Annotated in this window: 17 protein-coding genes; 11 read left to right on the top strand and 6 right to left on the bottom strand. The window is 75.1% G+C overall.

Annotated features, from left to right (window positions below):
- Positions 1–136 precede the first annotated feature (136 nt).
- Complete coding sequence (locus tag BMZ16_RS02970) at positions 137–1,183, bottom strand: LacI family DNA-binding transcriptional regulator (protein WP_255366317.1); 1,047 nt, start codon at positions 1,181–1,183, stop codon at positions 137–139.
- Positions 1,184–1,610: 427 nt separating this feature from the next.
- Between BMZ16_RS02970 and BMZ16_RS02965 the strand changes: the two genes are divergently transcribed.
- Positions 1,611–3,887, top strand: coding sequence for a rhamnogalacturonan lyase family protein (locus tag BMZ16_RS02965; RefSeq protein WP_089798092.1), 2,277 nt, complete (start codon positions 1,611–1,613; stop codon positions 3,885–3,887).
- A 42-nt stretch (positions 3,888–3,929) separates the two neighbouring features.
- On the opposite strand, the gene BMZ16_RS02960 is transcribed toward BMZ16_RS02965, so the two are convergent.
- Positions 3,930–5,087 carry a Gfo/Idh/MocA family protein gene (locus BMZ16_RS02960; RefSeq protein WP_089798091.1) on the bottom strand — a complete coding sequence of 386 codons (1,158 nt, stop codon included), beginning with the start codon at positions 5,085–5,087 and terminating at the stop codon, positions 3,930–3,932.
- Positions 5,084–7,099, bottom strand: coding sequence for a DUF6807 family protein (locus BMZ16_RS02955; RefSeq protein ID WP_255366316.1), 2,016 nt, complete (start codon positions 7,097–7,099; stop codon positions 5,084–5,086). Before BMZ16_RS02955 ends, BMZ16_RS02960 begins: the two co-directional genes overlap by 4 nt.
- A gap of 257 nt (positions 7,100–7,356) precedes the next feature.
- Here BMZ16_RS02955 and BMZ16_RS02950 point away from each other — a divergent pair, with 257 nt between their 5' ends.
- The 4 genes from BMZ16_RS02950 (at position 7,357) to BMZ16_RS02935 (ending at position 11,965) form a co-directional block, all read left to right on the top strand.
- Positions 7,357–8,301, top strand: coding sequence for a carbohydrate ABC transporter permease (locus tag BMZ16_RS02950; protein WP_089798090.1), 945 nt, complete (start codon positions 7,357–7,359; stop codon positions 8,299–8,301).
- Positions 8,294–9,241: a carbohydrate ABC transporter permease gene (locus tag BMZ16_RS02945; protein WP_089798089.1), complete on the top strand. Its 948-nt coding sequence runs from the start codon at positions 8,294–8,296 to the stop codon at positions 9,239–9,241. The genes BMZ16_RS02950 and BMZ16_RS02945 overlap by 8 nt, the downstream gene beginning before the upstream one ends.
- An 82-nt stretch (positions 9,242–9,323) precedes the next feature.
- On the top strand, positions 9,324–10,658 hold the full coding sequence (locus BMZ16_RS02940) for an ABC transporter substrate-binding protein (RefSeq protein ID WP_089798088.1): 1,335 nt from the start codon (positions 9,324–9,326) through the stop codon (positions 10,656–10,658).
- A gap of 122 nt (positions 10,659–10,780) precedes the next feature.
- Positions 10,781–11,965, top strand: coding sequence for a hypothetical protein (locus tag BMZ16_RS02935; protein ID WP_089798087.1), 1,185 nt, complete (start codon positions 10,781–10,783; stop codon positions 11,963–11,965).
- 15 nt (positions 11,966–11,980) lie between these two features.
- Here the strand turns inward: BMZ16_RS02935 and idi are convergent, their stop codons facing one another.
- The gene (idi, locus tag BMZ16_RS02930; RefSeq protein WP_089798086.1) at positions 11,981–12,508 is read right to left on the bottom strand and encodes an isopentenyl-diphosphate Delta-isomerase; all 528 of its coding nucleotides are present in this window, start codon (positions 12,506–12,508) and stop codon (positions 11,981–11,983) included.
- A 494-nt stretch (positions 12,509–13,002) separates the two neighbouring features.
- Between idi and BMZ16_RS02925 the strand changes: the two genes are divergently transcribed.
- The 6 genes from BMZ16_RS02925 to BMZ16_RS02900 all read left to right on the top strand — a co-directional run bounded on the left by BMZ16_RS02925 (position 13,003) and on the right by BMZ16_RS02900 (position 18,787).
- Positions 13,003–14,142 carry an ABC transporter substrate-binding protein gene (locus BMZ16_RS02925; RefSeq protein ID WP_089798085.1) on the top strand — a complete coding sequence of 380 codons (1,140 nt, stop codon included), beginning with the start codon at positions 13,003–13,005 and terminating at the stop codon, positions 14,140–14,142.
- Complete coding sequence (locus BMZ16_RS02920) at positions 14,142–15,011, top strand: ABC transporter permease (RefSeq protein ID WP_089798084.1); 870 nt, start codon at positions 14,142–14,144, stop codon at positions 15,009–15,011. The genes BMZ16_RS02925 and BMZ16_RS02920 overlap by 1 nt, the downstream gene beginning before the upstream one ends.
- A complete protein-coding gene (locus BMZ16_RS02915; protein ID WP_089798083.1) occupies positions 14,987–15,865 on the top strand; it encodes an ABC transporter ATP-binding protein in 879 nt (292 codons plus the stop codon). The genes BMZ16_RS02920 and BMZ16_RS02915 overlap by 25 nt, the downstream gene beginning before the upstream one ends.
- A 46-nt stretch (positions 15,866–15,911) precedes the next feature.
- On the top strand, positions 15,912–17,276 hold the full coding sequence (locus BMZ16_RS02910) for an LLM class flavin-dependent oxidoreductase (protein ID WP_089798082.1): 1,365 nt from the start codon (positions 15,912–15,914) through the stop codon (positions 17,274–17,276).
- Positions 17,273–18,295, top strand: coding sequence for an aldo/keto reductase (locus BMZ16_RS02905; protein WP_089798081.1), 1,023 nt, complete (start codon positions 17,273–17,275; stop codon positions 18,293–18,295). Before BMZ16_RS02910 ends, BMZ16_RS02905 begins: the two co-directional genes overlap by 4 nt.
- Positions 18,296–18,496: 201 nt before the next feature.
- Entirely contained in the window at positions 18,497–18,787 is a 291-nt protein-coding gene (locus tag BMZ16_RS02900; RefSeq protein ID WP_089798080.1) for a M48 family metalloprotease, read from the top strand.
- A gap of 86 nt (positions 18,788–18,873) precedes the next feature.
- On the opposite strand, the gene BMZ16_RS02895 is transcribed toward BMZ16_RS02900, so the two are convergent.
- Positions 18,874–20,433, bottom strand: a complete 1,560-nt coding sequence (locus BMZ16_RS02895; protein WP_089798079.1) for a glycoside hydrolase family 43 protein — start codon at positions 20,431–20,433, stop codon at positions 18,874–18,876.
- Positions 20,430–22,799 (bottom strand): beta-xylosidase/alpha-l-arabinosidase, encoded by a 2,370-nt coding sequence (locus tag BMZ16_RS02890; RefSeq protein ID WP_089798679.1) that lies wholly within the window; start codon positions 22,797–22,799, stop codon positions 20,430–20,432. Before BMZ16_RS02890 ends, BMZ16_RS02895 begins: the two co-directional genes overlap by 4 nt.
- Positions 22,800–22,891 lie beyond the last annotated feature (92 nt).

Here is a 22,891-nt window from a genome sequence, read left to right as displayed (position 1 = left end):
CGGACACGTCAACGGTCTCCGGTTGCGGTTCGATCACGAGCGTCGGCGCAGGCCACACACCCAAACCGCGGGGCGGACGGCGGCTCGTGTGAGCGATCACATCGCGCCACGGCCTGCCTCCTCGTCCCGCGCGCCGTCAGAGCAGCACGCGCGCCGGGTCCCGCGGCGGCGCCGTGCTCTCCCGCACCAGCAGCCGCGGCGAGACCGCCACGGAGGACGACGTCGCGGTCCCGTCCCGCGCCGCGAGCAGCAGCTCGACGCAGCGGTAGCCCAGCTCCTCGAGCTCCTGGGCGACCGTCGTCAGCGGCGGGACGAAGTGCGCGGACCCGTCGCCGTCGTCGTACCCGACCACCGACACGTCGTGCGGCACGTTCAGCCGCGCGTCCGCGAGCGCGTGCATCATGCCGAGCGCGAGCAGGTCGTTGGCCGCGAAGATCGCAGTCGGCAGGGTGGAACGCCGCCGACGGACGCGGGCCACCAGCTCCTGACCGGCCAGGTATCCGACCTCCGCGCTCCAGTCGTCGGCCCACAGCGTGCGCGGTGCGAGCCCCGCGGCGGCCATCGTCTCGCGGAAGCCCACGGCCCGCGCCCGCGCGTCGACCCACGGCGCCGGCCCCGCCAGGTGCAGCACGTCGCGGTGCCCCAGGTCCAGCAGGTGCCGGGTCGCGACCTTCGCCCCCGCCTCCTGGTCGATCGCCACCGCGAGCGTGTGCTCCCCGGCGGCGCGCCCCGCCACGACCACCGGCACCTGCGTCGTCGACTCGAGCACCGCCGCGGCGGCCTCGTCGTGCGACGCGACGACCACGATGCCGTCGACGCCCTGGTCGAGCAGGTGCTCGATCGCGGCCGTGACCTCGTCCTTGTGCTGCAGGTCGACCGTCGCCAGGGACACGAACAGGCCCTTGGCGCGTGCGGCCTGCTCGATCGAGACCAGCGTGCGCGTGGGGCCGAACAGGTGCGAGCCCGACGCGACGACGCCGAACACCCCGGTGCGGCGCGTCTTGAGGGCGCGCGCCGCGATGTTGCGGCGGTACCCGAGGCGCTGCATGGCGTCGAGCACGCGCTCACGGGTGTCCGTCGCGACGTTGGGGTGGTCGTTGATGACGCGCGACACCGTCTGGTACGACACGCCCGCGGCGCTGGCGACGTCGGTGATGGCCGGCGGGCGGGGGCGCGCGTTCACCGGGCGTCCCCCCGGGCACGGAGGTGTGCCGGGCGGCCGGGTCCCGAGGGCATCGGTGCACGCGCAGCGGCAGGCACGGGGCTCACCTCCACCTGGTCGTCGACCGGACCGGGCTCCACCGTGAGCCGCTCCTGGCACAGTAGCGCCGATGCGTGCCCGCCACCGGCGGTCTCCACGGGCAGCATCGCGGGCGGGGACGTACGCACGGCCCCAGCCTGCCATGCGTCGGGCCCCGGTCCGGAGGACGGTCGACCCGCCCGCGCCGACCGCCCGCCGCCGGGGAGCCCGCCACGGCGGCTCCCCCGGTGAAATGTTTCGACGCCCTGCGTGGGGAAACGCTCGCCCGTACGTTCGGCACGGCACCGGGCGCTGCAGCGCAGCAGCGACCGGTGCCCTCGCCGCGCGACGACCCCCGGAGGGCTCAGCCATGCCACGTCGGACGCTCCCTGCCCTCGCCGTCCTGGCCGCGGCCGCGACGGTCGCGACCGTCGCCACCGCCCCGGCGGCGTCCGCCGCGGTGGCGTGCCGGGTCACGTACACCGTCACCCACCAGTGGCCCGGCGGGTTCGGCGCCGACGTGCGCGTCGACAACCTCGGCGAGGCGCTCGACGGCTGGACCCTGACCTGGGCCTTCACCGGTGGCCAGACCGTCCAGCAGGCCTGGAACGGCACCGCGACGCAGTCCGGCGCCCAGGTCGCCGTGACCAGCGCGTCGTGGAACGGCGGCGTCGCGAGCGGCGGCACGTTCTCGTTCGGGTTCAACGGCACGTCCGGCGGGAGCAACCCCGCGCCGACGTCGTTCGCGCTCGACGGCACGACCTGCACCGGCTCGGCCGCCCCGACGTCGTCCGCGCCCACGCCGTCCCCGACGGACGTGCCGACGCCGACGCCGGAGCCGACACGCGACCCCACGCCCACGCCCACGCCGTCCCCCACGGCCGCGCCGGTCCCCGTCCCCACGACGCCCGTCGCGGGCTCCCGGCAGCTCGAGAACGTCGACCGCGGGCTGATCTCCGTGCGGTCCGGCACCGGCAACCTCGTGCAGTGGCGGCTGCTGGGCTGGGAGGACCGCACGACGGGCTTCCACGTGTACCGCGACGGCACGCGCATCACGTCGTCCCCGGTCACCGGCTCGACGAACTACCTCGACACCGCGGTGTCCCCGGGCGCGCGGTACACCGTGCGAGCCGTGGCGGGCGGTGCCGAGCAGCCCGCGTCCGCCCCGTCCCTGACGTTCGACGACGGCTACCTCGACGTGCCGCTCCAGCGGCCGTCGTCCGACCACGCCGTCAACGACGGCTCCGTGGGCGACCTCGACGGCGACGGCGACCTCGACCTCGTCGTCAAGTGGGACCCGTCGAACGCGAAGGACAACAGCCAGGCCGGCGTCACGGGCAACGTCTACCTCGACGGCGTGACGCTGCAGGGCCGGCGGCTGTGGCGCATCGACCTGGGCCGCAACATCCGGGCGGGCGCGCACTACACGCAGTTCCAGGTCTACGACGGCGACGGCGACGGCCGGGCCGAGGTCGCGGTGAAGACCGCCGACGGCACGCGGTCGGGCACCGGTCAGGTCATCGGCGACGCGAACGCCGTCCACCGCAACGCCGAGGGCTACGTGCTCTCGGGCCCGGAGTACTTCACGGTCTTCCGCGGCGACACCGGGGCGATCGGCGCGACGACGGACTACGTGCCACCGCGCGGCACCGTGTCGGGCTGGGGCGACTCCTACGGCAACCGGGTCGACCGCTTCCTCGCCGGCACCGCGTACCTCGACGGGCAGCGGCCCTCGATCATCATGGCGCGCGGCTACTACACGCGGACCGTCGTCGCGGCGTGGGACTACCGCGACGGGCGCCTGACGCGCCGGTGGACCTTCGACTCGTCCAGCTCCACGCCGGGCAACGCGGCGTACGCCGGCCAGGGCAACCACTCGCTGTCCGTCGCGGACGTCGACGGCGACGGGCGCGACGAGGTCGTGTACGGCGCGTCGACCATCGACGACGACGGCCGCGGGCTGTGGGTCAACGGCACCGGCCACGGCGACGCCGGGCACGTGGGTGACCTCGTCCCGTCGCGGCCCGGGCTGGAGTACTTCAAGGTCACCGAGGCGACGAACCAGCCGAACATGTGGGTGGCCGACGCGCGCACGGGCCAGACCCTGTGGCGCAGCGGCGCCGGCGCGGACAACGGGCGGGGCGTGGCCGGTGACGTGTGGGCGGGCAGCCCGGGCGCCGAGGCGTGGTCGTCGGCCGAGGCGGACCTGCGCGACGCCGCCACCGGTGCGTCCGTGGGCCGCAAGCCGTCGTCGGCCAACTTCCTGGCCTGGTGGGACGGCGACCCGGTGCGCGAGCTGCTCGACCAGACGCGGATCGACAAGTACGGACCCGGGGGTGACACGCGCCTGCTGACCGGCGCCGACGTGCGGTCGAACAACGGCACCAAGGCCACGCCGGTGCTGTCGGGCGACATCCTCGGCGACTGGCGCGAGGAGGTCGTGTGGGCGCGGTCCGACGAGGGCGCGCTGCGCATCTACGCCACACCCGTCGTGACGTCGTACCGCCTGCCGACCCTGCTGCACGACTCGATGTACCGCGTCGCGCTGGCCTGGCAGAACACGGCCTACAACCAGCCGCCGCACCCGTCGTACTTCCTGGGCGACCCGTTCACCCCGCCCGCCCAGCCCCGCCTCTACGTCCGCTGACCCGCTGCGCGGGTCCCGCGCGTGCGTCGGGTCGGTGCCGGGTCAGCGGGTCCAGGGGGCGCCGAGGGAGGTGAAGGTGGCGGACTCGCGGCCCACGCGGTCGCACCACGCCACGACGTCGTGCACCACCGGGTGGGCGTCCGGTCCGTCGCCCTGCCACGTGACGTGCTCGGCGGCGATCGGCCGCGGCTCCGGGGCGGCACGGACCGCGTCGAGGACCGCCATGAACGCCCCGGTGTCCGCCACGTCGCAGCTCAGCCGGGCCGAGGGGTCCAGCCGGGCGGCCAGCAGGTTCTCCAGCAGGTCGGTCCTCGTGGCCCGCACGCTGCGCGTCCCGCGGTGCGACGTGATCCGCAGGTCGTCGTGCTCGTACAGCAGGGTGGCGCTGCCCTCGGTGCCGCGCACCACGACCGCGGCGTCCGCGCGCTCGGGTGCGCACAGGGTCAGACCGGCGGCGACGCGGCGCCCGCCCGCCAGGGTCACGACGACGGACGACGTGTCGTCCGCCTCGATGGGGTGCGCGCGCCACAGGTCCGTCTCGACGTCGAGCACGTCGGCGGCGCGCGTGGCACCGGCGACCAGCAGCGCGGACGCCACCGCGTGCGCGAGGGGGTTGGTGACCACGCCGTCGACGACGGGCACCCCGTCGAGCGTGCGCCGACCCGCCCAGCGCGAGCGGGCGTAGTACGCGGACGTCCGCACCCAGGTCCCCACCGCGGCGACCGTGGTGACCTCCCCCAGCTCCCCGCTCGCGACGACCCGCGCCAGCTCCGCGAGGGCACCGGACCCGAACGTCTGGAACCCCACCTGGCAGCGGCGGTCGGCGTCCGCCGCCGCCGCGACGAGCGCGTCGTGCTCGGCCAGCGAGGCGGCGGTCGGCTTCTCGAGCAGCACGTCGCACCCGGCGAGCAGCGCGGACCGCGCCAGGTCGAGGTGCGTGTGGATCGGGGTGGCCAGCACGACGACGTCCGGCGGGTCGGCGCCGAGCAGCGCACCGAGGTCGGCGTACCAGGGTGTGGCGGCCGGCACGAGGGGCCCCTGCGGACCGTCGGCCGCCAGCGCGGTGCCGGCGACGGGTCGCGGGTCCACGACGGCGTGCAGCACCGCCCGGCCGCGGGCGGCGAGGTCGCGCACGGTGCGCAGGTGGCTGCTGCCGTGGCCGTGCACACCGACGACGGCGATGCGCGCCGCGGCGCTCATGCCCAGGCCCGGGCGGCCAGGTCGGCGGCCTCGTCGGCGGACAGCGCCCGGTCCACGAGCACGGCGGCCAGCCCGGCGTCGAGCGTGCCGCCGTCCGGGACGTCGCAGACCCGGTCCCACGCGAGCGACGGCCCGGCGCCGGGGTACTCCGAGACGCGCACGAACCACGGGCGCACCTGCGCCGGCGGCTGCACCAGCAGCAGCGTCGTGGTCGCCAGCTCACGGCGCTGCACGAACGCCAGCCACGGCGAGCGCGACCCGTGGACCGCCGCCTCCCCCGCGAGCCCGTCGCCGAGGACGGACGTCGTGTCGGCGGCCGACAGCCGCCAGAACAGCCCGCCGTACCCGGCCTGCGGGCGGCCGTTGGTGGCGGGGCTCTCGATCCGCAGGGCGCCGTGCTCGGCATGCAGCACGCTGCGCCAGCGCAGCGCCCACGCCAGGGCGTCGGGCCAGGGCGCGGCGTCGAGGGTGCGTTCCTCGCGCAGCAGCGGGCGGCCGGCCTCGTCCAGCCACGTGAGGTCCTCGTGGAGCGCGGCGCCGGCCGCGCGGCGTGCCGTGGGGACCTGCCGGCCGTGGTTGGGCAGCAGCGTGGGGCCCTCGTCGCGCAGGAACGTGCGCCCACCCCAGTACGACGTCCCGTTGACGACCGGCACGGCGAAGGACATGCCGTAGTGGTGCCGGTGGTCGACCGGGCTGACGTCGGTGAGCGACGTCCCGCCGGGGGTGTGCACGGGGTGCAGGTAGGGGCGCGGCGCGTGCACGGGCGGCACGTCGGCGCCGGTGACGTAGCGCGCCAGCGGCAGCTCCCCGGGCGCGGCGCCCGACCAGGTGCCCAGCAGCTCGGCGGTCGGCACGCCGGCACCGGGGTGCGGCTCCGCGCCGTCGTGCGCGGCCGTGCCGGGCGCGAGGTGCCACGCGACGTCCCGCAGCGGGGCGGGGTCGGCGGGCTGCGCACCGCCGGGCAGGGCGGTCCGGGCGAGGCGCACGGACGGCGGCACCGGACCGGTGCTGGCGCGCACGGCGAGGCGCGGCCGGATCGGGACGGGATCGGGCACGGGGTCCTCCCCGGTGAGCAGGGGGCGCAGGTGCTGCCACGCGAGGCGGCCGAGCTCGGCCTGCGGGACGGCGGCGGTGGTGAGCGAGGGCGTCGCGAAGCGCGCGAGCTCGACGTCGTCGAACCCGACGATCGACAGGTCCCCGGGCACCGCGACGCCGATCTCGTTGAGGCGCGCGAGCAGCCCGAACGCGACCAGGTCGTTGTAGGCGACGACGGCGGTGGGGCGGGCGGCCAGCACGTCCTCGGCGACCGCGTACCCGGCCTCGACGGTGGCGCCGGCGGGCATCTCGGAGAGCCGGACGTCCGCGCGGTGCGCCGCGGCGGCCCGCAGCGCCTCGAGCCGGCGCCGGTGCGACGCGCTCTCCACGGGCCCGGCGAGGTAGAGCAGGTGCCGGTGCCCGAGCGCGAGCAGGTGCTCGACGATCTGGCCGATGCCGTGCGCGTAGTCGATCTCGAGCGTGGGGGTGGTGCCGTCGGGGGCGCGGTTGACGACGACCGCGGGCCGCACCTCGGGCAGCAGCGCGCGCAGCGCGCGCTCCGGCATGCGCGGCGAGACGAGGACGAGCGCGTCGCACCGCATGCGCGCGTCGACCACGACGCGCTCCTCCTCGCCCGCGTGCTCGGCGGTGTCGGCGACCAGGACGCGGTAGCCGGCCTCGCCGGCGGCCGTCGCGACGCCGCGCAGCACCTGCTGGAACATCGGGTTGGCCAGGTCGGGCACGACGACCGCGACGGTCTCGGTGCGGCCGAGCGACAGGCTGCGGGCGACGTTGCTGGGGCGGTAGTGCAGTCGGTCGGCGACCTCACGGACGCGCGCGACCAGGTCGGCGTCGACGGTGTCGTGCCCGTTCATCACGCGGGACACGGTCGCGCGCGAGACGCCGGCGGCGTCCGCGACCTCGGCGATCGTCGCCGTGCCCCGGGGTCGCCGGGTCTGCGGCCGGGGTGCGGTCAACTGCGGCCTCCTGCGGGTCGGGCGGGTCGGCGTGGGCCACGCCGTCGTGGCACCCGGACCCGGCACTCTGGTCGGGACCCTACACCACGAGAAACCGGTTCCCACCGGACATTACGCGTGGTAGCGTCCCGGCCGGGAACCGGTTTCCAGTTCCGGGTGAAGCGCATCGACGCAGCACCGCGGAACCGGGCCGCGCCCCGCAGCCTCCGCCGCGACGACGCGACGGGGCCGGGCCGAGCACGAAGAGGTGATCGACGATGTCCGTGGTCTCCGAGCTGCGCCGCGCGGCGCGCCCCGGGCCCCAGGGCCCGCCGGGCCGCGCCCCGCTGCGACGAGGGGACGGCCGCGCGGCGGCCGTGTTCCTCGCACCGTGGTTCGCCGGCCTCTTCCTCATCACCGTCGGGCCCATGGTCGCCTCGGCGTACCTGTCCTTCACGGACTACAGCCTCCTGACCGACCCCAGCTGGGTCGGCCTGGAGAACTTCGCGCGGATGCTCGACGACGCCCGCCTGCACAACGCGCTGCGGGTCACGTTCACCTACGTGCTCACGGGGGTCCCGCTGCAGCTCGTCGTCGCCCTGGGGCTGGCGATGCTGCTCGACCGCGGCATGCGCGGGCTGCCGTTCTACCGCTCGGTGTTCTACCTGCCGTCGCTGCTCGGCGGGTCGGTCGCCATCGCGATCCTGTGGCGCCAGATCTTCGGCGTCGACGGCCTGGTCAACGGGTTCCTGGCATTCTTCGGCGTCCCCGGGCGCGGCTGGGTGTCCGACCCCGACACCGCGCTGTGGACGCTGGTGATCCTGCACGTGTGGACCTTCGGCGCCCCGATGATCATCTTCCTCGCCGGCCTGCGGCAGATCCCCGAGATGTACTACGAGGCCGCCTCGATCGACGGCGCCGGGCGCGTCCGGCAGTTCGTCCACATCACGCTGCCGCTGCTCACGCCGATCGTGTTCTTCAACCTCGTCCTGCAGGTGATCGGCGCGTTCCAGTCGTTCACGCAGGCGTTCGTCGTCTCGGGCGGCACCGGCGGCCCGGCCGACTCGACCATGTTCTACACGCTGTACCTGTACCAGAAGGGCTTCACGTCCCTGGAGATGGGGTACGCGTCCGCGATGGCGTGGCTGCTCGTGGTCATCGTGGCCGTCCTGACGGCCATCAACTTCCTCGCCTCGAAGTTCTGGGTCTTCTACGATGACTGAGGTCCGCGTGCGCACAGATCCGCACCCCCCTGCCCCCCGTGACGCCGGCCTCGCCGCGCGCACCTCCGCCCTCGCGGCCGAGAGCCCGGCCCGGCGCCAGAGCTCGCCGTGGCCGCGCCGGCTGCGGTCCACCGGCAAGCACGTGGCGCTCGTCGCGCTGGCCGTGGCGATGGTCTACCCGCTGATCTGGCTGCTGGTGAGCTCGATCAAGCCGAGCGAGCTCATCTTCCGCGACGTGTCGATCATCCCCACGCAGATCGACCTGGCCAACTACACCGAGGGCTGGAACGCGCTGCTCCACCCCTTCGGCCACTACATGCTCAACTCCGCGATCGTCGTGCTGGGGTCGCTGGTCGGCAACCTGGTGGCCTGCTCGATGGCCGCCTACGCCTTCGCGCGCCTGGAGTTCCGCGGCCGCCGGGTGTGGTTCGCCATCATGCTCATGTCGATCATGCTGCCGATCCACGTGGTGATCGTCCCGCAGTACGTGCTGTTCTCCCAGCTCGGCTGGATCAACACGTTCCTGCCGCTCATCGTGCCCAAGCTGCTCGCCACCGACGCGTTCTTCGTGTTCCTCATGGTGCAGTTCTTCCGCGGCATCCCGCGCGAGCTGGACGAGGCGGCGCGGCTCGACGGCTGCGGCCACGGTCGCATCTACCTGCGGATCATGATGCCGCTGGCGATGCCCGCCCTCGCCACCACGGCGATCTTCACGTTCATCTGGACGTGGAACGACTTCTTCAGCCAGCTGATCTTCCTCACCAACCCCGACATGTACACCGCACCCATCGCGCTGCGGACGTTCATCGACTCCACCGGCCAGAGCTCCTGGGGCCCGATGTTCGCCATGTCGATCGTCTCGATCCTGCCGATCTTCCTCGTGTTCCTGCTCGGTCAGAAGTACCTCGTCAAGGGCATCGCCACGACGGGCATCAAGTAGCACCTCCCCACCCCGACCCGGCGCCCGGCCGGGGCGGGCCGTCGTGACGGACACCGCCGTCCTGCTCACCCCTAGGAGAGACATGCGCACCCCTCGCACCCGACGCGGCCGACGGCCCGCCGGCCTGACCGCCGGCCTGCTGGCCGCCGCCCTCGCCCTCACCGCCTGCGCCCAGGGCGGCAGCGCCGACACCGGCGGGGGTGCGACGTCCGACGCCGCCGACCCCGACGAGCCGGTCACCATCCGCTGGTCGTGGTGGGGCTCGGACACCCGCCACACGCTCACGCAGGAGGTCATCGACCTCTTCGAGCAGAAGAACCCCACCATCACCGTGGTCCCCGACTACACCGACTGGGGCAGCTACTTCGACAAGCTGTCGGTGTCGGTCGCGGGCGGCGACGCGCCCGACGTCATCACGCAGGAGGAGCGCTACCTGGCGGACTACGCCGCCAAGGGCGTGCTCGCGGACCTGTCGGCGCTGGACGTCGACACCTCGAAGATCGACGACACCATCCTGCAGTCGGGCACGATCGACGACGCGGTCTACGGCATCGCCACCGGCGTCAACGTGTACTCCGTCGTCGCGGACCCGCAGGCCTTCGCCGACGCGGGCGTCGAGATGCCCGACGACACGACCTGGACGTGGGAGGACTACGTCGAGATCGCCAACGAGATCACCGAGAAGTCCGGCGGCGCCGTCTACGGGGCGCAGGACTACGGGTTCAACGAGCCGGGCTTCTCGATCCTCGCGCGCCAGCACGACCAGTCCCTGTACGACGAGGACGGCGCGCTGGGCTTCGAGCCCGAGCTGCTGGCGCAGTGGTGGCAGCACTCGCTGGACATGCAGGCCGCCGGCGGCCAGCCCGAGGCCGCGAAGACCGTCGAGGTCGACGCGGGCGGGCCCGAGCAGTCGCTGGTCGGCACCAACACCGGCGCGATGGCGTGGTTCTGGTCCAACCAGCTCACCGCCCTGGCCAACGCGTCCGGCCGTCCGCTGCAGCTGCTGCGCGTGCCCGGCGAGTCGCAGTTCGACCGCACCGGCATGTACTTCAAGCCCGCCATGTACTACTCGGTGTCCTCGAGGTCCGAGCACCCGGAGGCCGCCGCCAAGCTCGTCGACTTCCTGCTCAACGACCCCGAGGCCGGCGCGATCCTGCTGTCCGACCGCGGCCTGCCCGCCAACACCGAGGTGCGCGCGGCGGTGACCGAGAAGTTCGCCGACACGGACAAGCAGGCCGCGGAGTTCCTGTCCTCCCTCGAGGACGAGATCGTCGACGGCCCGGTCGTGCCGCCGGTCGGCGCCGGCCAGGTCACGGAGATCGTCAAGCGCCTGAACGCCGAGGTGCTGTTCGGCCGCATGACGCCGCAGCAGGCCGCCGAGCAGTTCGTCCAGGAGGTCGAGGCGGCGATCTCCTGACACCGCCCCACCCGTCCGACCCACCGACGCCCCCGGAGGCCACCCTCCGGGGGCGTCGGCGCGTGCGCCGCGTGCGCCGTGCGAGCGCCGCAGGTGTGTGAGGGTGGGCGCCGGGAGGCGACGTGACCGACACGACCGGCAGCACGGGTGGGACGAGCACCGGCGGGACCAGCGCGGGCCGCGGCGCGACCGCGACCGGGCGGACCGTCGGGACCGCCGTCGACGCGCGCCGGGCCGGCTACGCCTTCGGCAACGGCTTCGTCAACGCGGTCGCCACCCTGCCCGGCGGCGTGCGGGTGCGGACGGCCGGCCGGTGCGGTGGCATGTCGTACTCGGTGCTCGACCACCTGACGGCCGGACGGGACGCGCCGTCCTGGCCGCCCACCCTGTTCGCCCCGGGGCGGGTGCCGCCCGACGGGCACCTCGTGGCGGACCACCTGCGGGCCCGCCAGCTCGACTCGTTCCGCACCGCCTCCGCGCTGCGGTTCCTCACGTGGTCCGTGCTGCCCGACGCCGACGTCGGGCCGCTGGCCGGCGTGCGCACGCGGACCCGCCGCGCGCTGCCCCGCGTGCTGCGTGCGCTGGCCGAGGGCCGCCCGGTGGTGCTCGGCCTGGTCGTCGCGCGCACCCTGGTGCGGTCCGGGGACAACCACCAGGTCGTGGCGACGGGGTTCGTCCGCGACCCCACGACCGGGGCCGTGACGCTCACGGTGCTGGACCCCAACGTCCCGCGGCGCCAGGTCACGCTGCACGGGACGGCCGACGGCTGGCGTACGGACGACGGGCGGCTGTGGCGCGGGTTCTTCGCGCACGCCTACCGGCCCCGGACCCCGCCGCCGCTGCCGAGCGCCTCGCGGCGGCCGGCCGCCGCGGTGCGGTCGGGTGCGGCGCTCGCCCTGGTCCACGTCGCGACGGGGCGCCGGCTGGTCCTGGACGGCGGTGGGCCGGCGCTGCGGGCGCAGGGCACGACGACGTGGACGCCGACCGGACCGCGCGCGGGCCGCGCCCTGGCGGACGGCGCCGTGGTGCTGCTGGCGGCGGGAGGCGACGCACCCGCCGCCCTGACCCTCGACCCCGACGGCCTGGTGCCGACGGCGACGGGCGCACCGCCCGGGGCGCCGGACGCGGACGGACCGACCGGCCCGGCGGTGTGGCGCGTCGTCGTCGAGGGTGGTGGCGCCTGGCGCGAGGGGTCGCGGGTGCGGCTGCTGCACGCGGCGACGGGTGCGCTGCTCCGGGGCGCCGGCGAGCGCACCGGGAGCACCTTCACACCCGACGCGCAGACGTGGTGGACCGTCGGGTCCTGACCGGCGTCGGCGCGCTCAGGCCTCGACGGCGGCGCCGTCCACCACGCGCAGCACGTCGGCGAACCACGGGGTGACGAGGCCGGCGGCGACGAGCTCGTGCGCCCGGGCCGGGGTCACCCACTCGGTGCCGTCGACCTCGAGCGGGTCGGGGGCCAGCTCGCCCTCGTACCGGCCGACCAGCACGTGGTCGTACTCGCACTCGACGTGGCCGGAGACGTCGTCGGGCGCGCGGTAGCGGAACGTGCCGACCTCGCGGGCGTCGACCAGCTCGACCCCCAGCTCCTCGCGGACGCGCAGGGCGGCGCGGTCGTGCAGGTCGGCCCCGGGCAGCGGGTGGCCGCAGCACGAGTTGGTCCACAGCCCGGCGAACCGCAGCTTGGTCAGCGCGCGGCGCTGCAGCAGCACGCGGCCGTCGGGGCGCGTGAGGACGACCGAGAACGCGCGGTGCAGCCGTCCCGGGGCGCGGTGGGCGTCGGCCACCGTCGTCGTGCCGGTCGCCCGACCGTCCTCGTCGACCAGCTCGACCCGGTCGGTCTCCGCCATGGGTCACGCCCTCCCTCGTGTCGCGGTGCGGCGCGCACGCCACGGACCTGCGGCTAGTACGACACGTCGGGGGGCCGGGAGCAAGCCGGTGCGGCCGTGCGCCGCGGGTGGCACGGAGGATCCCGGGGCGCGTCGCGCCCCCGACGTCTCAGGATGCGATCACGGGGTTATTCCCGACTGATCCGGTATGCAATTGTCGACGCATGCCCGCACCGACCCCCACGCACCCCGCAGCCCTCGTGCTGCGGTCCCGCGCGTGTCGGTCGTGCCCGGCCCCGAGCTGTCGCTGACCAGCGCCCCGGACCCCGCCGCCACCCGGCCGCGCGGTCCCGCGGTCACCGGCCCCACCGGTCCCCGCCCCTGATCCCGGCACGTCCTCCGGCCGTCACGCCCACCACCCGCGGGCCGACGCCCGGGCCCGGCGTGCCCGCACCACCCGTCACCGCCGCGCGCACCTCGCGCCCGGCAGCCGCACCCTGCCCGGAAGGCCCGTCATGCCCCTCGCACCCCCCGGCCCGCGCACCGGTCGGACCGCTGCCCCGCCCTCCGCCCGCCCTCGTGCCCGCGGCCGCCGGCTCGCCGCGCTCGCCGCCGCCGCGCTGCTGCCCGCCCTGCTCGGCGCGTGCGCCGGCGACGCCGTGGCCGACGCCCCCGCCGCGACGGGCGCCCCGTCCGCCCTGCCCACGGCGGTGCCCGCCGGGACCACGCTGGTCGTCGGCGACCCCACCACGCAGAAGGCCGTCGAGATCGCGGGCGACGACCTCGACGCGGACCTCGGCTTCACCATCGAGTGGGCCAACCTGTCCGGCGGCCCGCAGACGAGCGAGGCGTTCCGGGCCGGCGCCCTGGACGTCGGCGCGGTCGCGGACATCCCGCCCATCCACGCCGAGTGGACCGGGCTCGACGTCAAGATCGTCGCGGCGGTCTACCGCGAGGACTGGGAGCAGAACCCCGTCTACGAGTTCGGGGTCGGCCCCGACGTCGACGACGTCGAGTCGCTCGAGGACTTCGCCGGCCACCGCATCGCGTACTCGCCCGGGCAGGCGCAGGGCGTCATCGTGCTGCGCGCGCTCGAGGCGGCCGGGCTCACGACGGACGACGTGACGCTCGTCGAGCTGCCCAGCAACGGCGACGTCTACCCGACCGCGCTGGCCGCCGGCGAGGTCGACATCGCCCCCATCGGCGGCGTCCAGATCGCGCGGTACCTCGAGAAGTACGGCGCCGACGGCGCGCACACCGTGCGGCACGGCCTGCGCGACGACCCGAGCCACCTCTACGTGCCGACGTCCGTGCTGGACGACCCCGCCAAGGCCGCCGCGCTGCGCGCCTACGTGCAGCTGTGGGCGCAGGCCAAGCTCTGGGTGCACGACCACCCGGAGGAGTGGAAGGCCGGGTACTACGTGAAGGACCAGGGCCTGAGCCCGCAGGACGCGGACTACCTGGTCGAGCGCGCCGGCGACCCCGACATCCCCGAGGACTGGGCCGAGCACATCGCCCGGCACCAGGAGACCGTCGAGCTGCTGGCCGCCGCCACCGGCAACGAGGTGCTCGACGCGGCCGACCTGTGGGACGAGCGGTTCGCCCCCGTCGTCGCGCAGGCCGCGGCGGACTACCGCGCGAAGGAGGCCGGCTGATGTCGACCCTGTCCCTCCCCCACGGCCTGACCCGCCGGCCCGCCGCCCGCACGGCCGCACCGGCCGTGCCCGCACGGCGCCGCACCCGCGGCTCCCGTCGCCTCGGCCCCGGGCGGCCGCTGCGCGGCGGCCCGGCCATCGGCCTGGGCGTGCTGCTCGCGGTCTGGTCGCTCGGCTCCGCCGTCGGCCTGATCGACACCCGCACGCTGTCGGCGCCCTGGACCGTCGTGACCACGGGCGCCGGGCTGGTCGCCGACGGGCGGCTCCAGGAGCACCTGGCGGTGTCGGCCGGGCGCGCGCTGTCCGGGCTCGTGCTCGGCGTCCTGGCCGGGACGGTCCTCGCCGTGGTCGCCGGCCTCAGCCGCTGGGGCGAGGCGGTCGTCGACGGGCCCGTGCAGCTCAAGCGGGCCGTCCCGAGCCTCGCGCTGCTGCCGCTGCTGATCCTGTGGCTCGGCATCGGCGAGACGATGAAGGTCGTCACGATCCTGCTGGGCGTCCTCATCCCGGTCTACATCCACACGCACAACGGGCTGCGGACCATCGACGCGCGGTACGTCGAGCTCGCCGAGACCGTCGGCCTGTCCCGGTGGGGGTTCCTCACCCGGGTCGTGCTGCCGGGCGCCCTGCCGGGGTTCCTGCTGGGGCTGCGGTTCGCCGTCACCGGGTGCTGGCTGGCGCTCGTCGTCGTCGAGCAGATCAACGGCACCGCCGGCATCGGCTACATGATGGAGCTGGCCCGCACGTACGGGCAGACCGACGTGATCGTCGTCGGCCTCGTCCTCTACGGGATCCTCGGCTACGGCTCCGACCTGCTCGTCCGGCTCGTGCAGAGGAGGGCCCTGTCGTGGCGACGCACCCTGGCGGACTGACCGCACCCGGCCCCACGGAGGACACCCGCGTCCCCGTCCGCTCGGCCGTGCCGGCACCCGCGCACGGGGTGCTCGCCGACGAGCGCGTCACCACCGACGACGGCTCGGTGCGCGTGCAGGACCTGGTCCGGGCGTACGGCCTGGGCGAGGGCGACGGACGCGTGCTGCGCGGCCTGGACCTGACGATCGCCGCCGGTGAGTTCGTGGCGATCCTCGGGCGCAGCGGCTCGGGCAAGAGCACGCTGCTGCGCGCGCTGGCCGGCCTCGACCACGACGTGCACGGCACCGGGACGATCGCCGTGCCGCAGCGCGTGTCGGTCGTGTTCCAGGACTCGCGGCTGCTGCCGTGGGCGCGGGTCCTCGACAACGTGGTGCTCGGCCTGCGCGGCCCGGGGGCGCACGACCTGGGCGTCGAGCGCCTGGCGGAGGTCGGGCTCGCGGGCCGCGAGCGCGCCTGGCCCACCGAGCTGTCGGGCGGTGAGCAGCAGCGCGTCTCCCTGGCCCGCTCGCTGGTGCGCGAGCCGCAGCTGCTGCTGGCCGACGAGCCGTTCGGCGCGCTCGACGCCCTCACGCGCACCCGCATGCACGCCCTGCTGCGCGACCTGTGCGCGCGGCACCGGCCCGCGGTGCTGCTGGTCACGCACGACGTCGACGAGGCGATCGTGCTGGCCGACCGGGTCGTCGTGCTGGACGCCGGGCGCATCGCGCTCGACACCCCGGTCACCCACCGCGACCCCGCGGACCCCGGGTTCGTGGCGCTGCGCCGCGGGCTGCTCGACGCGCTCGGCGTGCCCCCCGTCGTCCCCTCGTCCCCCGTGCCGTCCACCTCCCCGCCCGACAGGAGCACCCCATGACACCCGACCCCGCCGCGAGGGGCAGCTGCACCTCAACGCGTTCCTCATGAGCACCGGCCACCACGAGGCGTCGTGGCGGCTGCCGGAGTCCGACCCGTCGTACCGCAGCACGGACATCGGGTACCTGCAGCGGCTCGCGCAGACCGCCGAGCGCGGGCACCTCGACTCGATCTTCTTCGCCGACGGCCCGGCGCTGTTCCGCGACGTGGGCCGACGGCCGTCGGGCACGCTCGAGCCGACGGTCGTGCTGGCGGCGATCGCCGCGGTGACGAGCCGCATCGGGCTGATCGCGACCGCGTCGACCACCTACAACGACCCGTACAACCTGGCCCGCCGGTTCGCGTCGGTCGACCACATCAGTGGCGGGCGCGCGGGCTGGAACATCGTGACGACCGCGCACCTGGAGGCCGCCCGCAACTTCGGGCAGGACGAGCTGCCGTCGCACCGGTCCCGCTACGAGCGCGCCGCGGAGTTCATCGACGTCGCGCTGACGCTGTGGGACTCGTGGGAGGACGACGTCGAGATCGGCGACAAGGAGGCCGGCCTGTGGGGGGACCCCGCGCGGATCCACCCGCCCGAGCACGTCGGTGAGCACTTCCGGGTCGCCGGGGCGCTGACGACCCCGCGGTCGCCGCAGGCGTACCCGCTGCTGGTCCAGGCCGGGTCCTCGGAGGACGGCAAGGACCTGGCCGCGCGCTACGCCGAGGCGGTGTTCACGGCGCAGCAGACGCTCGACGACGCCCTCGCGTTCGCCACCGACCTCAAGCGCCGGGCCGTCGAGTGGGGCCGGGACCCCGCCGGGCTGCTCGTGCTGCCGGGCATCGTGCCCGTCATCGGGGCGACGGAGGCGCAGGCCCGCGCGAAGGAGGAGGAGCTCGACCGGCTCATCCGGCCCGAGTACGCCCGCGCCCAGCTGGCGAAGACCCTGCGCGTGGACCCCGACGACCTGCCGCTGGACCGCGAGCTGCCCGCCGACCTGCCGAGCGAGGACGAGATCGAGGGTGCGAAGTCGCGGTACACGCTGATCGTCGAGCTGGCGCGGCGCGAGCGGCTGACCGTGCGGCAGCTCATCGGCCGGCTCGGGGGCGGCCGCGGGCACCGCACGTTCTCCGGGACGGCCGAGCAGGTCGCCGACGCCATCCAGGAGTGGTGGGACGCGGGCGCCGCCGACGGGTTCAACATCATGCCCGCCGTGCTGCCGTCGGGCCTGGAGGACTTCGTCGACCAGGTCGTCCCCGTGCTCGTCGACCGGGGCCTGTTCCGCAGCGGGTACACCGGCACGACGCTGCGCGACCACTACGGGCTCGCACGCCCCCCGCACCCCCGCACCCGCACCACGCCCGGCCTGGGCATCGGCGTCCTCGCCGCGGACGCCACCTCCGGCACCACCCACGAAGGAGCACACGCATGACCACGTACCGCCCGCTCGGCCGCACCGGGGTCCAGGTGTCCCCGCTGACGCTCGGCACCATGAACTTCGGCGCCTGGGGCAACCCGGACCACGACGAGACGGCCGCGATCCTGCACCGCGCGCTCGACGCCGGCATCAACGTGGTCGACACCGCCGACGTGTACGCCCGCGGGGAGTCCGAGACCATCGTCGGCAAGGCGCTCGCGGGACGTCGCGACGACGTCGTGCTGGCCACCAAGGTGCACGGCCGGCTGTCCGACGAGGTCAACCACGCGGGCAACTCGCGGCGCTGGATCGTCCGGGCGGTCGAGGACTCGCTGCGCCGGCTGCAGACCGACCGGATCGACGTCTACCAGGTGCACCGCCCCGAGCCGGGCACGGCGATCGACGAGACCCTCGGCGCGCTCGACGACCTGGTGCGCGCCGGCAAGGTGCTGTACGTCGGGACGTCGACCTTCCTGCCCTCGCAGCTGGTGCAGGCGCAGTGGGTCGCCGCGGACCGCCGGTTCGCACGGCCCGCGACCGAGCAGCCGCCGTACTCGGTCCTCGCGCGCGGCGTCGAGCGCGAGGTGCTGCCGCTCGCGCAGGAGTACGGGCTGGGCGTGCTGCCGTGGAGCCCGCTGGCCGGCGGGTGGCTGTCGGGTCGCGCGCTCGACGGGTCGCGCGCCGGCTCGCCGCGGCACGACCGGCAGCCGGGCCGCCACGACCCGGCACTGCCGGAGAACGTCGGCAAGGCCGAGGCCGTGCAGCAGCTCACCAAGGTCGCCGAGGCTGCGGGGCTGACGCTCGTGCAGCTCGCGCTCGGGTTCGTCCTGGCGCACCCGGCCGTGAGCAGCGCGATCATCGGCCCCCGCACGCCGGGGCACCTCGACGCGGCCCTCGCGGCCCTGGACGTCCGGCTCCCCGCGGACGTCCTCGACGAGATCGACCGCATCGTCCCGCCCGGGGTCACGCTGAACCCCGCCGACGCGGGCTGGCACCCGCCGTCGATCACCGACCCGTCCGCCCGGAGGCGCTGACGGGTCCGCCCGGCGCGCAGGAGCGTCCGGCGCCCGGCCGTGCGCGGGGCGGTCCGGCCGACGCCGGACCGCCCTGCGCCGCGACCCGTCCCCAGCCCCCGCCCCGGTGGGACGAACGGGTGACATCCACGGCTCGACGGGCGGGCGGGGCCTCCCGGTGATGAGATTTGCGACGTCCCACCCGCCTCACCGAGGAGCTCCATGTCCCAGGCCCCGTACCCGACCTACCCGGCCTCCGACCCGCAGGGGGCGCTGCCGCCCACCCCCGCCAAGCGGTCCAGCGTGCTGTCGATCATCTCGTTCCCGCTGTCGGCGATCGCGCTGCTGTTCGTGCCGATCCTGTTCGGGGGCGTGGCGATCGTCCTCGCCAGCATCGGCAAGTTCTCGCGGCGCGAGCCGCTGGGGACCGTGGCGTTCGTCATCGCGATCGTGGCCACCGTCATCGGCATCGTCCTCGGGGCGGTCGTCGGCATGCTGAGCGTGGTCGCCTGACCCACCCCTGACGACGACCGAGGCCCGACCCCCTGCCGGGGTCGGGCCTCGTCGTCGTGCGGCCGGGGGACCTGCCGGTCCCGACGTCAGCCGGCGGGGACGTACTCCACGCGCTGGACGTGCGCCACGGTGTCCGTCGGGGCGCCGTTGCTCGTGCCGTAGACCCCGAGCCACAGGCCCAGGAAGCCACCGGTCGCCACGGTGTCGAGCTGCGTCGCGTCGGCCGTGGCCACGACGACGGGCGCGGAGTCGCCCACGCCGGCCAGCAGCTGCAGGTCCGCGCCACGGGCCCGGACGCCCAGCACCAGCGGCGCGTCGGCGGACGCCGCGAGAGTGACCTCGCCGAGCACCCGCTCCTGCCCGTCCTGGCGGTGCACGACGCGGACGCGACGGACGTCGCCCTCGGCCGTGACGGCGAGGCGCGCGTGGTCCTTCTCCGACTGCCGGACGACCAGCCCGACCTCCTCGCCCTGGCCCAGGTCGGCGCGCACGCGCGCCGTGAGGTCGGCGTCCCGGTGCTGCAGCCGCAGCCCGAGGAACGCCGGGACCTCGAGGTCCGCGAGCGTCGCCGGCCGCAGGGACAGGTCCCAGCCCTCACCGGCGGGGGTCGCGACCTCGCTCGGCTGGGCGCGCACGGCGGTCCAGCGCAGGTCGGCCGGCGGCACGACGCCGGACGCCGCACCCTGGACCACGCCGGGCACCGGGGTGCCGGCGAACGGCACGTCCACCTGGTCCGGGATCTTGCCGACACCGGGTGCGAACACCGGCCAGCCGTCCTCCCACACCACGGGCACGAGGAACGTCTCGCGGCCCAGCGGGTAGTGGTAGCCGCCGTAGGTGCGCATGGCCAGCAGCACGGCCCACCAGCTGCCGTCCGCCGCCTGCACCAGGTCCGCGTGACCGGCGCCGACGACCTCGTGCGCCCGGCCGAGGTGGCGGTGCGTGAGCACCGGGTTCCCCTTGGTCCCGACGTACGGGCCGGTCACCGCGTCCGCACGCGCGACGCTCTCGGCGTGGTGGAACTCCGTGCCGCCCTCGGCCGCGATGAGGTAGTAGGTGCCGTCCACCTTGTAGATGTGCGGTGCCTCCGCCCACACGACGCCCTCGACCGCACCGTGCCAGATGACGTGCTCGGGCCCGACGAGCTTCTTGGTCTCCGGGTCGAGCTCACGCACCCAGACCTCGGTCTGGTGGTACCAGAGCGGCTCCTCGGCCAGCCGGGTGCCGTGCACCCAGATGCGGCCGTCGTCGTCGAAGAAGATCGACGGGTCGATGCCGAACGAGTCGATCCAGATCGGGTCGGACCACGGGCCGGCCGGGTCCGTGGCGGTCATGAGGAAGTTGCCGCCCCGGCTGCCGTCGCGCTGGTCGACGAGCGTGCAGACCACCCAGAACTGCCCGTCGTGGTACCGGATCGTGGGGGCGTACAGGCCGCCCGACGACGCGATCCCGGTGAAGTCGAGCTGCCCGGGACGGTCGACGACGTGCCCGATCTGCTCCCAGCTCACCAGGTCGCGGCTGTGCAGGACCGGCAGCCCCGGCAGGTACTCGAACGTCGAGGTGACGAGGTAGTAGTCGTCACCGACCCGGCAGATCGAGGGGTCGGGGTAGCACCCGGGAAGGATCGGGTTGCTCACGGTGCTCATGCGTCGCTGACCTCCACGTCGACGATCCGCCGGTCGGCGGCGGTGACCTCGTGCACGTCACCCGTCACGCGCAGGGTGGCGCGCCGCGTGCTGCTGCCCGGCAGCACGTGGCGGGTGACCTCGCGGCTGTTGGTGATCGCACCGCCGGTGGCGGCGGCCACGTCGGACGGGTCCGCGACGCCGGCGTGCGACGCCACCCAGACCTGGACGTCGCCGGGCTCGACCACGCGCACCAGGCGCCGGTCGACCAGCGCCACGCGCGTGGTCGGCACGCGGAACGTCACACGGCGCGACGCCCCGGCGGCCAGCTCGACGCGGGCGTAGCCGAGCAGCTGCGCGACCGGTCGCACCACGGACCCCTGCACGTCACGGCCGTAGAGCTGGACGACGTCCGCCCCGGCGACGTCACCGGTGTTGGTCACCGTGACCGACGCGGTGAAGACGCCCGCCGAGTCGACCTCGGGGTCCACCTGCAGGTCGTCGTACGCGAACGTGGTGTAGCCGAGGCCGAAGCCGAACGGCCGGACCGGCGTGGGGTCCGTCGACGTCACGTCGGACGGACCGCCGAGCACCGGGTGCAGGTACCGGAACGGCTGGGCGCCCGCGGCACGCGGCAGCGAGACGGGCAGCCGGCCGGACGGGCTCGCGACGCCGGTGAGCAGGTCGGCGATCGCGTCGCCGCCGCCCTCCCCGGGGAAGAACGCCTGCAGCACCGCGGCGGGCCGCGGGCCCTCGCCGTCCAGGGCCCAGCCGATGGCGTAGGGACGCCCGGTGAGCAGCACCATGACGACGGGCGTGCCGGTGGCGACGAGCGCCTCGACCAGCCGGCGCTGCACGCCCGGCAGCTCGAGCGACTGCACGTCGTTGCCCTCACCGACGGTGCCTCGGCCGAACAGGCCGGCCTGGTCACCGACGACGACGACCGCCACGTCGGCGTCCTGCGCGGCGGCGACCGCGGCGTCGAAGCCGCTGGTGTCGTCGCCCTCGACCGTGCAGCCCTCGGCGTACGTGACGTCGCCGGTCAGTGCCGCGGCCAGCGCCTCGTGCACGCTGCGGATCTCGAAGCCGAGGGGCAGCCCGGGGTGGTGCGCCAGCACGTGGTTGGCGAACGAGTAGCAGCCCATGAGCGCCTCGGGGCGGGCCGCGTTGGGGCCGACGACGGCGACCTTGCGCGGCTGCGCGAGGGGCAGGACGCCGTCGTTCGACAGCAGCACGACCGACTCCTGCGCGAGGCGCCGCGCGAGCTCGCGGTGCCGCGGGGAGTCGAGGTCGATGTCGGTGGGCGGCTCGTCCTCGAAGGCCTCGGGGTCGAGCAGACCCAGCTCCTCCTTCTGCGCGAGGGCGCGCAGGACGGCGCGGTCCACCAGCGCCTCGTCCGTCAGGCCGGCGCGCACCCGCTCGGCCAGCGGCTCGAGGAACGCGTCACCGGTGGGCAGCTCGATGTCCAGGCCGGCAGCCAGGGCCAGCGCGGCCGCCTCGCCGCGGTCGGCGGCGACGCCGTGCATGACCTGCAGGAACGCGACCGCGAAGTAGTCGGCGACGACGACGCCGTCGAAGCCCCACTGCTCGCGCAGCACCTCGGTCAGGTAGTGCGGGTCAGCCGCGATCGGCATGCCGTCGACGTCGGCGTAGGAGTTCATCACCGAGCGGACGCCGCCGTCGCGCACGGCCATCTCGAACGGCGGGAGGTAGATCTCGGCGAGCTCGCGCGGTCCGGCGTGGACGGGCGCGTGGTTGCGGCCGGCCGCGGAGGCCGAGTACCCGACGAAGTGCTTGAGGGTGGCGTGGACGCCGGCGTCCTGCAGGCCGCGGACGTACGCGGTGCCGACCGTGCCGACCAGGTACGGGTCCTCGCCGATGCACTCGTCGACGCGGCCCCAGCGGGGGTCGCCGACGACGTCGAGCACCGGGGCCAGGCCCTGGTGGATCCCCAGCTCGCGCATCGAGTCACCGATGGCCCGCGCGGCCTCGTGCACCAGCTCGGGGTCGAACGACGCGCCCCACGCGAGCGGGGTCGGGTAGCTCGCGGCCTGCCAGGCGGCCAGGCCCGTGAGGCACTCCTCGTGCACCAGCGCGGGGATGCCCAGGCGCGTCTCGCGCTTGAGGCGACGCTGCTCGGCCCACAGCCACGCGGCGCGCTCGGCCGGCTCGACGGGACGCGTCCCGTACACGCGGGTGTAGTGGCCGAGGCCGTGCCGCGTGATCTCGGCGAGCTGCCCCGAGTCCTTCTGGCCCGAGGCCATCTCGGACTGCATGGGGGCGACGGTGCCGTTCTGGTCGAGCCAGTAGCCGACCAGCTGCGCCAGCTTCTCCTCGAGGGTCATCCGGGCGTGCAGGTCACGCACCCGGGCGGAGACGACGGGCATGGCGGGGACGTGCGACGACCGCTGCTGGGCGGCGCTGCCGAGGGTGTCGGACACGGGGTGGTGCTCCTTCGGAAGGTATGGCGAGGTGGTAC

The sequence above is a fragment of the Cellulomonas sp. KH9 genome, from assembly GCF_900114185.1.
Classification (GTDB): Bacteria; Actinomycetota; Actinomycetes; order Actinomycetales; family Cellulomonadaceae; genus Cellulomonas.
The sequence above is the reverse complement of the archived record's forward strand: the minus strand, read 5'-3'. Positions and strand labels throughout refer to the sequence as shown.

Excerpts from the sequence above, each read along its gene's own strand:
- BMZ16_RS02910 (WP_089798082.1), top strand. The coding sequence starts at position 15,912 with ATGAGCACCGGCCACCACGAGGCGTCGTGGCGGCTGCCGGAGTCCGAC.
- BMZ16_RS02890 (WP_089798679.1), bottom strand. The coding sequence starts at position 22,799 with ATGCCCGTCGTCTCCGCCCGGGTGCGTGACCTGCACGCCCGGATGACC.
- BMZ16_RS02905 (WP_089798081.1), top strand. The coding sequence starts at position 17,273 with ATGACCACGTACCGCCCGCTCGGCCGCACCGGGGTCCAGGTGTCCCCG.
- idi (WP_089798086.1), bottom strand. The coding sequence starts at position 12,508 with ATGGCGGAGACCGACCGGGTCGAGCTGGTCGACGAGGACGGTCGGGCG.
- BMZ16_RS02940 (WP_089798088.1), top strand. The coding sequence starts at position 9,324 with ATGCGCACCCCTCGCACCCGACGCGGCCGACGGCCCGCCGGCCTGACC.
- BMZ16_RS02920 (WP_089798084.1), top strand. The coding sequence starts at position 14,142 with ATGTCGACCCTGTCCCTCCCCCACGGCCTGACCCGCCGGCCCGCCGCC.
- BMZ16_RS02895 (WP_089798079.1), bottom strand. The coding sequence starts at position 20,433 with ATGAGCACCGTGAGCAACCCGATCCTTCCCGGGTGCTACCCCGACCCC.
- BMZ16_RS02925 (WP_089798085.1), top strand. The coding sequence starts at position 13,003 with ATGCCCCTCGCACCCCCCGGCCCGCGCACCGGTCGGACCGCTGCCCCG.
- BMZ16_RS02900 (WP_089798080.1), top strand. The coding sequence starts at position 18,497 with ATGTCCCAGGCCCCGTACCCGACCTACCCGGCCTCCGACCCGCAGGGG.
- BMZ16_RS02945 (WP_089798089.1), top strand. The coding sequence starts at position 8,294 with ATGACTGAGGTCCGCGTGCGCACAGATCCGCACCCCCCTGCCCCCCGT.
- BMZ16_RS02960 (WP_089798091.1), bottom strand. The coding sequence starts at position 5,087 with ATGAGCGCCGCGGCGCGCATCGCCGTCGTCGGTGTGCACGGCCACGGC.
- BMZ16_RS02950 (WP_089798090.1), top strand. The coding sequence starts at position 7,357 with ATGTCCGTGGTCTCCGAGCTGCGCCGCGCGGCGCGCCCCGGGCCCCAG.
- BMZ16_RS02965 (WP_089798092.1), top strand. The coding sequence starts at position 1,611 with ATGCCACGTCGGACGCTCCCTGCCCTCGCCGTCCTGGCCGCGGCCGCG.